General features: G+C 49.2%; 8 protein-coding genes and 5 tRNA genes. 11 read left to right on the top strand and 2 right to left on the bottom strand.

Going from position 1 to position 11,648, the window contains the following annotated elements; translation table 11 throughout:
• From AC1931_RS03860 to AC1931_RS03810, 11 genes are all read left to right on the top strand, one after another.
• Positions 1-76 (top strand) — tRNA-His (locus tag AC1931_RS03860).
• Between the two features lie 97 nt (positions 77-173).
• Positions 174-258, top strand: a tRNA-Leu gene (locus tag AC1931_RS03855).
• Between the two features lie 95 nt (positions 259-353).
• Entirely contained in the window at positions 354-1,688 is a 1,335-nt protein-coding gene (gene tig, locus AC1931_RS03850; protein WP_483875905.1) for a trigger factor, read from the top strand.
• Between the two features lie 2 nt (positions 1,689-1,690).
• The gene (clpP, locus tag AC1931_RS03845) at positions 1,691-2,287 is read left to right on the top strand and encodes an ATP-dependent Clp endopeptidase proteolytic subunit ClpP (RefSeq protein WP_483875904.1); all 597 of its coding nucleotides are present in this window, start codon (positions 1,691-1,693) and stop codon (positions 2,285-2,287) included.
• A 14-nt stretch (positions 2,288-2,301) separates the two neighbouring features.
• The gene (clpX, locus tag AC1931_RS03840; protein WP_483875903.1) at positions 2,302-3,549 is read left to right on the top strand and encodes an ATP-dependent Clp protease ATP-binding subunit ClpX; all 1,248 of its coding nucleotides are present in this window, start codon (positions 2,302-2,304) and stop codon (positions 3,547-3,549) included.
• A gap of 103 nt (positions 3,550-3,652) precedes the next feature.
• Complete coding sequence (gene lon, locus AC1931_RS03835; RefSeq protein ID WP_483875902.1) at positions 3,653-6,016, top strand: endopeptidase La; 2,364 nt, start codon at positions 3,653-3,655, stop codon at positions 6,014-6,016.
• A 131-nt stretch (positions 6,017-6,147) separates the two neighbouring features.
• The gene (locus tag AC1931_RS03830) at positions 6,148-6,420 is read left to right on the top strand and encodes an HU family DNA-binding protein (RefSeq protein ID WP_483875901.1); all 273 of its coding nucleotides are present in this window, start codon (positions 6,148-6,150) and stop codon (positions 6,418-6,420) included.
• 112 nt (positions 6,421-6,532) lie between these two features.
• A tRNA-Asp gene (locus tag AC1931_RS03825) sits at positions 6,533-6,609 on the top strand.
• Between the two features lie 13 nt (positions 6,610-6,622).
• Positions 6,623-6,698 (top strand) — tRNA-Val (locus AC1931_RS03820).
• Between the two features lie 6 nt (positions 6,699-6,704).
• Positions 6,705-6,781, top strand: a tRNA-Asp gene (locus AC1931_RS03815).
• Between the two features lie 566 nt (positions 6,782-7,347).
• Positions 7,348-8,903, top strand: a protein-coding gene (locus AC1931_RS03810; protein ID WP_483875900.1) for an IS3 family transposase whose coding sequence is annotated in 2 segments (ribosomal slippage) — positions 7,348-7,819 and positions 7,819-8,903 — 1,557 coding nt in all. Because the reading frame shifts where the segments join, the coding sequence is not laid out codon by codon here.
• Between the two features lie 299 nt (positions 8,904-9,202).
• On the opposite strand, the gene AC1931_RS03805 is transcribed toward AC1931_RS03810, so the two are convergent.
• Together AC1931_RS03805 and AC1931_RS03800 are read right to left on the bottom strand one after the other, a co-directional pair.
• A complete protein-coding gene (locus tag AC1931_RS03805; RefSeq protein WP_483875899.1) occupies positions 9,203-10,732 on the bottom strand; it encodes a sensor domain-containing diguanylate cyclase in 1,530 nt (509 codons plus the stop codon).
• A 521-nt stretch (positions 10,733-11,253) separates the two neighbouring features.
• Positions 11,254-11,637, bottom strand: a complete 384-nt coding sequence (locus AC1931_RS03800) for a response regulator (protein ID WP_483875898.1) — start codon at positions 11,635-11,637, stop codon at positions 11,254-11,256.
• Between the last annotated feature and the right edge of the window lie 11 nt (positions 11,638-11,648).

Raw genomic sequence — 11,648 nt, 5'->3', positions numbered from 1 at the left:
GTGGGTGTAGCTCAGTTGGTAGAGCACTGGATTGTGGCTCCAGTTGTCGAGGGTTCAAGCCCCTTCACTCACCCCATTTAAACGTGAACAATGCTCACCTTCCACGCTCAGTTAGCCCGTCAGACCGGGTGGGTATGGAGGGTGAGCATTGTTGCTTGTCATGTCAATGTTGTGCGAGAGTGGCGGAATTGGTAGACGCGCCAGACTTAGGATCTGGTGTCCTTTGATGTGGGGGTTCGAGTCCCCCCTCTCGCACCAGTTTAAGGTTTTCATTTAATTCAATTCACCGGGTTTTGTTGCCTGCCCATATCCCTAAAGATGTTGAATTGCAAATCAGGAAGGACAGTTAATCAATGAATGTTACCGTCGAAGATTTGAGCCCGATCAAAAAGAAAGTCACCATCGAAGTCAACGCTGATCTGGTAGCCAGTGAGTTGGACAGTGCTTTTAAAAAAATCGCCAAGACTGCAAATATCAAGGGGTTTCGCAAGGGGAAAGTGCCCAAACAGATACTTGAGCAACAATATGGTCCCAAGGCCCATTATGACACCATTGGTACGCTGATTAACAACAGTCTTTACAAGGCGCTGATTGATAACAAGATTGAAGCCGTCTCCCAACCCGAAGTTGTCCAGACCGGTGCCATTGAGGAGGGGAAGCCCTTTGCTTATGAGGCTGAAGTCGACGTTCGACCAGAGGTGACAGCAAAGGATTATACCGGCCTTGAGCTGGAAAAAGAAAAGCTTGTCTTCGATGAGTCGGCTGTCGATCAGCAATTGGAGCAGATGCGCCAATCCAAGGTTCAGCTGGTTGTCGCGGAATCCGAGAGCGCTCGTGATGATGATACGGTAGTGATCGATTTTACCGGCTTCATTGATGGTGAAGCCTTTGAAAATGGTGCCGCTCAAGACTATCAGCTGGAGCTGGGATCCAACAGCTTTATCCCCGGTTTTGAGGAACAACTGGTCGGCATGAAGCGCGATGAGGAAAAAGACATCCATGTTGCCTTCCCGGAAGCCTATGGTGCCGAAAACCTGGCAGGAAAGGATGCTGTTTTCAAGGTCCTGCTCAAGGAAATCAAGGAGAAAAAGGTTCCTGCCCTTGATGAAGATTTTGCCAAAGAGATGGAGGCAGAAAGCCTGGAGCAGCTCAAAGAAAAAACCCGGGATGACCTCAAGGCCCAGCAGCAACAACAGATTGATAGCCAGGTGCAGGAAAATCTGATGAATGCCCTGCTGGAGAAAAACCCCTTCGACGTCCCGGACGGGATGGTTACCAACCAGCTCATGTACCTTAAAGACAGCTTTTCACAGCGCTTAAAAGCCCAGGGGATGTCGCTGGAAATGTTGGGCATGAATGACGAAAGTTTCAACAAAACCTATTGGGACATGGCGACTCAACAGGTCAAGGGAGAATTGTTGCTCGATGCGATCGCCCAGCAGGAGCAACTGGTTGTTGCTGATGACGAGGTTGAAAAGAAATTCACGGATTTTGCCGAGCAGAGTAACACCCCGTTAGAGCAGGTCAAAAAGTTTTTTGAAAACGACCAGGCGCTGCGCGGTCTTAAAGGCCAACTGCTGCAGGAAAAAGTTTCGGCATTTTTGCTTGCTAGCGCGGTTATTACCGAAATTGAGCCGAAGGCTCCTGAAGGTGACAACGACCCTGAAACTACAGGAAAGGAGTCCTGATCATGTCTCTGGTGCCCATGGTTGTCGAAGATACCGGCCGCGGTGAACGTGCCTATGATATTTATTCGCGACTTTTAAAAGACCGGATTATTTTTTTAGGTGGTGCCATCGAAGATCACATGGCTAACCTGATTATCGCCCAGTTGTTGTTCCTTGAATCAGAAGATCCTGATCGCGATATTCACCTGTATGTGAACTCACCCGGCGGTGTGGTCACAGCTGGAATGGCCATTTATGATACCATGCAGTATATCAAATCGCCGGTGTCGACGATCTGTATTGGCCAGGCCGCCAGCATGGGGGCTATTCTGCTGGCTGCCGGCGCTCCCGGCAAGCGTTATGCGTTGCCCCATGCTCGTATTATGATCCATCAGCCGCTGGGTGGATTTCAGGGGCAGGCTTCGGATATTAATATCCATGCCCGTGAGATTTTGCGCATGCGCGAAACCCTGAATGAGCTTCTGGCGCGTCACAGTGGACAAAAAATTGAGAAAATTGCTCTGGATACGGAACGTGATTTTTTCATGGATAGCGAAAGCGCCCGTGATTATGGTATCATCGACGATATTGTCAAGAAGAAACCCGGTCGTCAGGAGTAACGGAGGTACACCAGGTGAGTTCAAAAGAAGATAATAGCCATTTGACCTGTTCCTTTTGCGGAAAATCGCAGGAAGAAGTCAAGAAACTTATTGCCGGCCCGACAGTTTATATCTGTGATGAGTGCATTGAACTGTGTAACGATATCATTGACGAAGAAGCGCGGCAGGATCAGGCTACCGTAGGCAGCGGAAAGAATCTTCCAAAACCCTCAGAAATCAAGGACGTACTTGACGAATATGTGGTCGGTCAGGAACGCGCCAAAAAAATTCTCTCGGTTGCGGTTTACAACCATTACAAGCGGGTCGAATTTTCAGATAAAAATGACGACATTGAGATTCAAAAAAGCAACATCCTGCTGCTTGGCCCCACTGGAAGTGGTAAAACCCTGCTGGCGCAGACGTTAGCCAAGCTTCTTGATGTTCCTTTTACTATTGCCGATGCCACCAACCTGACCGAGGCCGGCTATGTTGGAGAAGATGTTGAGAATATTATTCTGAGCCTGTTGCAGGCGGCAGACTATGACCTTGAAAAGGCGCAAAAAGGCATCATCTATATCGATGAGGTTGATAAGATTGCCCGCAAGTCGGAATCCCCGTCGATCACTCGCGACGTGTCAGGGGAGGGGGTACAGCAGGCGCTGTTGAAGATTATCGAAGGGACAACAGCCAGTGTGCCGCCCAAGGGAGGACGCAAGCATCCGCAGCAGGAGTTCCTTAAGGTCGATACCACCAACATACTGTTTATCTGTGGTGGCGCTTTTTCCGGACTGGAAAAGATTATCAGCAAGCGTATCGGTTCCAAGGCCATGGGTTTTGGTGCTGAGGTTCGTTCGTTAAAAGAGGAGGATCTTGGCGATCTGCTGAGCAAAATTCAGCCCGGTGATTTGCTTAAATACGGCTTGATCCCCGAGTTTGTCGGCCGTGTCCCGGTGATTGCTACTCTTAATGAGCTGGATGAGGCCGCCCTTATCCAGATTCTGCGTGAACCAAAGAATGCCCTGATCAAACAGTATCAGCGTTTGTTTGATATGGAAAATGTCAAACTGAAGTTTACCGATGGGGCTCTGGTTGCGGTAGCCAGGGAAGCCCTGGCCCGTAAGACCGGTGCCCGTGGTTTGCGCTCAGTGCTTGAGAATTCCATGCTTGAGGTGATGTATGATATTCCCTCGCAGGATCGCGTCAGAGAAGTTGTCCTCAATGATGAAGTGATTACCAAAGGGAATAAGCCGTTGGTTATCTACGATGTCGCTGAAAGCGCCTGACGCCTTTATTGTTTTCATATCGGCAATCACTTCTGGTTGATTATCTGGAGCGCAGACCCTTTTGGGGGTGTCTGCGCTTCTTTTGTCTGTAGAGGTAAAAAATATGTCCGATGGCTATGCCCACGTTATTAACCAACGCCAGTATCCGTTGTTGCCGCTGCGGGATATTGTTGTTTTCCCCCTGATGGCTGTCCCCCTTTTTGTCGGCCGCCCTCTTTCCATTGGTGCCCTCGAAAGAGCTGTGGAAGACACTGATAAACTGATTTTTTTGACAACCCAGAAAGATCCACGTAACGATAATCCTGCTGGAGAGGATCTTTATGCGGTCGGCACCCTGGGGAAAGTTGTCCAGCTTCTAAAGCTTCCTGATGGCACGGTAAAGGTTCTGGTTGAAGGAATCCAGCGCGGAGAAATTCAATCTTTTGTGCCGGGAAAAGACTTTCACCGGGTGATTATCACTGAATTGCAGGAAAACAAATCGATCCGGTCGACTGAGTTGGAAGCTGTGATGCGGGCTGTAGTCAGTGCCTTTGACACCTATACCACGTTAAGCAAGAAAATTCCGCCTGAAGTCGGTGCCGCTATCGTCGGCATTGATGAGCCGGCACAGCTCGCCGACACTGTGGCGGGCCATCTGCAGGTCACTATTGCGGAAAAACAGGAGGTGCTGGAACTACTTGATCCAGCCCGACGACTTGAGCATCTGCTGGTATTGCTGGAACAGGAGACGGAAATCCTGCAGATTGAAGGACGGGTTCGCAGCCGAGTCAAGAGTCAGATGGAACGCAGTCAGAAGGAATATTACCTTAATGAGCAGATGCGGGCCATTCAGAAGGAGCTTGGCCAGCAGGATGACTTTAAGCAGGAACTTCTGCAGTTCGAGCAGCAGGTTGATAATAAAAAAATGTCAGCAGAAGCCCAGGCCAAGGCCCGGGCCGAGATTCGCAAGCTCAAGATGATGTCTCCCATGTCGGCAGAAGCGACCGTGGTGCGTAACTATATTGAAATGCTTTTGTCGTTGCCTTGGGATAAGGGCACCCGTGATCGCCATGATCTGGTGAAGGCTGAGCAAATTCTTGATGAGGATCACTATGGTCTCTACAAGGTCAAGGAACGTGTTCTTGAATATCTAGCGGTCCAGGCCCTGGTTAAAAAAATAAAAGGCCCGATCCTCTGTCTGGTTGGACCGCCCGGTGTCGGCAAGACCTCACTGGGGCAATCGATTGCCAAAGCTTTACAACGTAAATTCGTTCGCATGTCGTTAGGTGGCGTTCGGGACGAAGCGGAAATACGTGGACATCGGCGTACCTATATCGGCGCGATGCCGGGTAAGATTATCCAGGGACTACGCAAGGCCGGGGTAAAAAACCCGGTTTTCATGCTTGATGAAATCGACAAGATGAGCACTGATTTTCGGGGCGATCCTTCCTCCGCGCTGCTTGAAGTGCTGGATCCCGAACAGAACAACAGCTTTGTCGATCATTTCCTGGATGTTGATTACGACCTGTCAAGTGTTCTTTTTGTCGCGACAGCCAACAGTCTGCACTCGATTCCTCGGCCATTACACGATCGCCTTGAAGTGATCCGCATTGAGGGTTATTCCGAAGAAGAGAAGTTGCATATTGCGCGACGCTACCTGCTCAAAAAACAGATTGTTGCCCATGGTTTGAAAGCTGATCAGATCCAGTTTTCGGACGCAGCTCTCTACGAAATTATCCGCCATTATACACGCGAGTCAGGTGTTCGCAGCCTGGATCGTCAAATCGCCGCCGTGATGCGCAAATTGGCTAAAAGGGCGCTACTTGAAGGAAAGAAAAAACATTTCAGGGTGACGGACAGGCAGATAACCAAATTTCTTGGAGTTGCTCAATACAAGTACGGGTTACGTGAGAAAGAGGATCAGGTCGGTTTGGCTACCGGCCTCGCCTGGACTGAAACCGGAGGAGAACTGCTGGTTATTGAGGTTACAACCTTCCCTGGACAAGGCAAGCTCATTATTACCGGTCAGCTGGGTGAGGTCATGCAGGAATCCGCTCAGGCCGCTTTAAGCTATATCCGTTCGCGCTGGCAAGAGTTGGGTCTTGAAGAAAACATGACCTCCTCCCTTGATATTCATATCCATGTACCGGAAGGTGCCGTGCCGAAGGATGGGCCATCTGCCGGCATCACCATTGCCACAGCGCTGGCGTCAGCCCTTAGTGGCCGGCGCGTAACCAAAGAAGTTGCAATGACCGGTGAGATTACCCTGCGCGGGCGTATCCTTGCGATCGGTGGATTGAAAGATAAAATTCTTGCTGCCAGGCGCGGTGGAATTACACGGGTTATCATCCCGGCAGATAATCGTAAACATTTAGCCGAGCTACCGCAGGAACTGTTGAAGAGTATCGAGGTTGTAACAGTGGAACATATGGATCAGGTTCTTGCCCTGGCTTTGCTCCCAACCGGGGAGAATATAGACGAAGGCTGACAGGCCCTTGGTAAAAACTTGCTCAAGCCTTGTTATGACGGGAAAAAGAGCTTGACACTTTTTTCGCAAACCTGATATACCTTACGCGTTTTCAGGCGGATCACATTAATCAATCACCAAGGAGGTATCCCGTGACTAAAGCGGATCTTGTCAATGCAATGGCAGAAAAAGCTGGACTTAGCAAATCTGATGCTGAAGAAGCACTTAAGGCATTTATCGAAACTGTAACAGGAGCACTTAAGTCTGGTGACAAGGTTGCGCTGGTTGGTTTTGGTACCTTCAGTGTTGGCGATCGTGCTGCACGCACAGGGCAAAATCCCCAGACCGGACAGAAAATTGAAATTGCTGCTGCCAAGGTTCCCAAGTTCAAGGCCGGCAAAGCGTTGAAAGATGCTGTCAATTAATTTTTGTTTGTTGTACTAGAAAATATTTAACAATATAGGGAGCAGGAAGCATTTGCCGTCCGGCATGTCATTCCGTCTGGGCGCAATCGAGCTTCCTGTTTCTGTCTGAAGAGGGGCTGTAGTAGAGTCGGTTACAACGCCGGCCTGTCACGCCGGAGGTCGCGGGTTCAAGTCCCGTCAGCCCCGCCATTTTTAGAGTTTCGGGCGAATAGCTCAGCTGGGAGAGCGCCTGCCTTACAAGCAGGATGTCGGGGGTTCGAGCCCCTCTTCGCCCACCAATTTAAGGGGCTGTAGTAGAGTCGGTTACAACGCCGGCCTGTCACGCCGGAGGTCGCGGGTTCAAGTCCCGTCAGCCCCGCCATAAAATCAAGCACTTAGCCGATTTTGGTTAGGTGCTTTTTGTGTTTGTGACGTTTTTGTGACGCTTCTGTGACAGTCTTTTTTCAAATTGACCGTCGGTTTCACTGGTAGGCCTGTTTTCATAAGCCAACGGTCAGCAAATTTCAGACCTTCGGTCTTTTTTGAAACTTCCTTACTGTCATTTTAGATATTTAGAAGAGTCATAATTCGTGCCAATTCAAATTCTTAAAAAATATTGGCATTCAGTTCCCCGTTTTGACTTCCGGTCTATCCCAACTGACCTTAACTGACATTTTTTCTAGGTAAGCTGATTTCTTCCGATACGAATACCCATCAAGAAGCAAAGTGCATATTATCATCCAAGCTCGCCGCCTGTTCTTAAACAAAACCATCCAGGGATCTTGGGCAAAGCGATCGACCTGTTGTTGCATGAAACCCATCCACCACAAGATGGTCGAGAGCCCCTGGTGGTGGATTATAAATCCCAGGAGAAGTAAGACACCCCCTGTGTCAGCATAGTTGTCGCCTCTACCTGACCATCATTATTTGGGGGCAGTTGGGAGGCGTATGTATACCAGATCTTTCAAAGCGCTTATGGTTCGCAAGGCTGCGGACCCAAACGGAGCAACCGCAACCTCAATCGCTCAAGAAGCTGGCGTATCACGGAGCACACTCTATCGCTGGATGAGCGAAACTGATACGGTTGACGTTGCTGATCAGCCTGACCCGCCGTCGTTTTCCAAGTCTATCCGGAGGATATCCACGATGAAACGTCCCCAGGATTGGACCCCTGAAGAAAAACTCGCCACCGTCTTGGAAGCGGCCTCTCTCTCCGAGGAAGATCTTGGCCCGTTCTTACGTAGTCGAGGTTTACACGAAGCCCATTTGCAGCAATGGCACGATCAGATGCTGATTGGTCTTGAACCAATGGCCGGTAAACGTAATGAACGAAAGCGTATTCAGGAATTGGAGAAAGAAGTTCATCGCAAGGACAAGGCTTTGGCAGAAGCGGCCGCCTTGCTGGTGTTGAAAAAAAAAGCCCGGGATCTTTGGGTGGACGAGGACGACGACACGATCCCTTAGCCAGAAAGCAGGTCCTGTTGCTCATCGAGAATGCGATGTGCCATGGTGCCCGCCTGGAGCCAGCCGCCCGAATCCTTGGTTTGACAAGTCGTACGGTACAGCGATGGCGGACCCAAAGTGGCGGTTACGACCGACGGAATGGCCCACGAACCGCGCCGGCCAATCAACTCTCACCTGCTGAGAGACAGCAGGTTCTGGCAGTGGCTAACGCACCCGAATACCGTGACCTTTCACCCCGTCAGATTGTTCCTCGTCTTGCAGATGCGGGTCGGTATGTGGCTTCGGAATCAACCTTTTATCGCATCTTGCGTGCCGAAAGCCAGTTAGCCCATCGCGAACGTTGCAGGCCAGTGACCCATCGACGGCCCAAAGAGAAAATGGCAACCGGCCCCTGTCAGGTGTGGTCTTGGGATATTACCTACCTCAAGTCTCAGATAAGAGGACAGTTCTTTTATCTGTATATGATCTTAGATGTCTGGAGCCGCAAAATTATGGCAGCAACGGTCTACCCCCAAGAACGTGACCAGAACAGTTCTTACTTGTTTATGGATGCGGTCTATCACCACGATATCGACCCGCTAGGATTAATCCTGCACTCCGACAATGGGAGTCCGATGAAAGGCTCAACCATGCTGGCGACTCTCCAGCATTTAGGTGTCATGGCGTCCTTCAGTCGACCCGGTGTCAGCAATGACAATCCGTTCTCGGAGTCCCTGTTCCGAACGCTGAAGTATAGACCAGAATATCCCTCAAACCCATTTGAGTCTGAGCAGCAGGCACAACATTGGGTTGATCGTTTCGTACAATGGTACAACACAGAACACTTACATAGCGAGATCCGCTTCGTATCTCCTGATGACCGCCACTATGGAGAGGAAAAAACAAAACTGGAAAATCGGAGTAAAGTTTATGAGTCGGCTCGCAAGAAGCATCCGGGGCGATGGACACGAAGCATACGAAACTGGGAACCGATAGGGGCTGTCACACTAAACCCAGCACCCAAGCGGCTGTCAGCAGGGGAACTCAATAAGGCAGCATGAACAAATGAAGCGACAACTATATTGACACCCGCCGGACACCATTAAAGAACAACATGCAAGACAGCCCAACTTGATGATTTCAGGTTGGGCTGTTGTTTGTGTAAAATCTAGTGAGTTTTGAGATCTCAGCTTGACAGTTGATCGCGCAAATGCTGGAGTCATCATCATTGAATGGAGGATATAAATTTGGTAGATGCAGATAATTCTAGAAAATCTCGTAGGACTCGGAAGGGTTCGGCCGAACCGCCAAGTGAATCTGGATCTATGCAAACAATGAAGATTTACCTATCGTCGGCGATTTAAGGCTCAAGGATTGTCACCAGGTTGCGACCGTTGCGTTTTGACATATAAAGACCCCGGTCTGCAGTTTCCACCAAAGTCTTCTTGGTCACCTGCGGGCTATCTGGTGTCCAGCATACTCCCCCGACACTGATGGTCACAAATATCTCTATTCCATCAATGGAAGTGGCACTCCCTTCCACGCTACGACGAAGGCGCTCAGCAAAAACACTCATCCCAGCCTGATTGGTGTGTGGCAGGATCACAGCAAACTCTTCTCCTCCATAGCGTGCGATAACATCGCTGGGGCGAACGGCTGCTTCAACCACCCGAGCAACATTCATCAATACCAGGTCCCCAGTAGGGTGGCCATACTCGTCGTTTACCTTCTTGAAGCTGTCGATATCAAACATGATCAGTCCCACAGAGGACTGATAACGCAGTGCTCTTGCCAACTCCTTGCTGAGGATTTCTTGGAAATAGCGGTGGTTGAAAAGCCCAGTCAAACTATCCCGAAAGACCAGTTGTTTTAAGCGGGTCATGGCTTCTTGGAGATCGTGAGCCAGATTTTCAGCATTTTCCTTGGATTCCTTGAGCTCCAGCACCAGCTGCTCGTAGGATAGGTTTAACCGCCCGAGTTCGTCATTCGCTTCCTGCAGCATTTGTGAATAGGGCTTGATATCGCCCGGGTCCAGTTCAAAGGTCTCCAGGAATTCAATGCTTGTGATGGCAACATCATCCACCAGTTCACGAACCTGCTCGACATCGAAATCAAATAAGAGCTGCATTTGCTCTTGCAGCGACCGAACCTTCTCAGCACAGTTGGACTCACTGTAGATTGACGAGAGCTGGTTGGAAATCCGCAAAATCTTCGCACTGTGTGCATATTTTTCAGGGACATCCGTTGTGTCGTGGTGAAAACGCAGAGGTTCAGCAATGGTGTCCGGCAGTCCCCAGGTCGTCAACAGGGTGGAACCAAGCTGCTGGTGATCAAAACCAAACTTCTTTTGTTCCAGTACGCAAAGAGAGCTTTTGAACATTAACCGATCTTCTAGGAGTTGAATGTATTCCTCACCTTTGTTCTGGTACATGATCAGTATGCCGATATCCTGAAGTAGTGCTGTCACAAAAATATCATCGTTTCTTTCTTGCAGACGATTTGTTAAAAGTTCCGCTGCGACGGCCGCAGTGACTGAGCGGCGCCAGAAATAGTCAAGATTAAAATTAACCGTGCCTTTGCCACGCATATCGTTGGCAACAACGAATGACAAGGCAATATTTTTGATGACATTGGTTCCGAGGACACACAATGCGCGTTCAATACTAGGCACTTTGTTTTTCAGCGCATAAAGGCTGGAATTGGCGACCCGTAGCATCTTGGCGGTTAATGCCGGATCGGCTGAGATGATCCGGGTCAGGTCTTGTAGCGATGCATTCTCTTTCTGAACCGTGTTGAGGATCTGGACAACAATGGCCGGTGGTGAGGGAAGATTGATCTGCTTATCGATTAGTTTCTGGATCTTTTCATGATCGGCCGAGGAAGAAGTCATCTTATCCCTTCATTGTCAGTTAAAGACGGTTGGGACCGTGGACAATTATGAGTTGACTCGAAATAATAAACATAATAGGTGCCTTGATAGCGCACAACTGAATTAGTTATAATTTAACTTGGTTAAATAATCAAAGGAGTAACCCCAGATCCGTTCTGCAATCATTTCTCTCGTCAAGACCAGGGTTGGGTGCCTCATGAAATATTGAAAGTTCCGGCACAGATCGGTATCATCTAAGAACTGCTGCCTCTCTGGCTGTAGTGGAGCATCCTGATCCTGCTGATATTCGTGGCTTTGCGTCCGATCCGTCGGATTTCATATCGAGTTGCACCAGCATGGTTGAAATCACCAGAAAATAGATAAGAGGTTCTCACTAATCATCCTGTTTCTCTATATATACATCCAAAAGTGATCACCTTCCCCCTGTGTCAGCATGGTTGTCGGTGGTTGAGACCATAATATCCTCTCGAAAAGTTCGTGGTGTGGGATCAGCAAGAGGACTCTCTATCGATGTCGGTGAGTTACAAATTCTTAAGTAGTTTTATCAGTTCTGCCCGGTCGATTGGTTTAACCAGGTAGCCATCACATTGTTCCTTGAAGGCTGACATGATGTTTTTCCCATCTCCCAGCGAGGTGGTCATTATCACTCTGGCACGATCGGCATGGAGAACCTTGAAATGACTCTCTAGTCCGCGGATTGCTTTAAGAGCTTCGTGCCCATCCATCTCCGGCATAATCACATCCAGCGAAATCAGTTTGTAGGGTTCGTTGTTCTGCAGGCTGCTTTTAACCGCTTCAACAGCTTCACGTCCATTGACAGCAATATGGACATCACCATATTCCCCAAGAATTTTTTGCAGAATCAGACGTGTGGTGAATTCATCTTCTACGACTAGAAATTTCATCTAAATCTCCA

The sequence above is a fragment of the Pelovirga sp. C15f genome, assembly GCF_057178085.1.
Note: the sequence above shows the minus strand (reverse complement) of the source record. Positions and strands in the feature narration are given on the sequence as shown.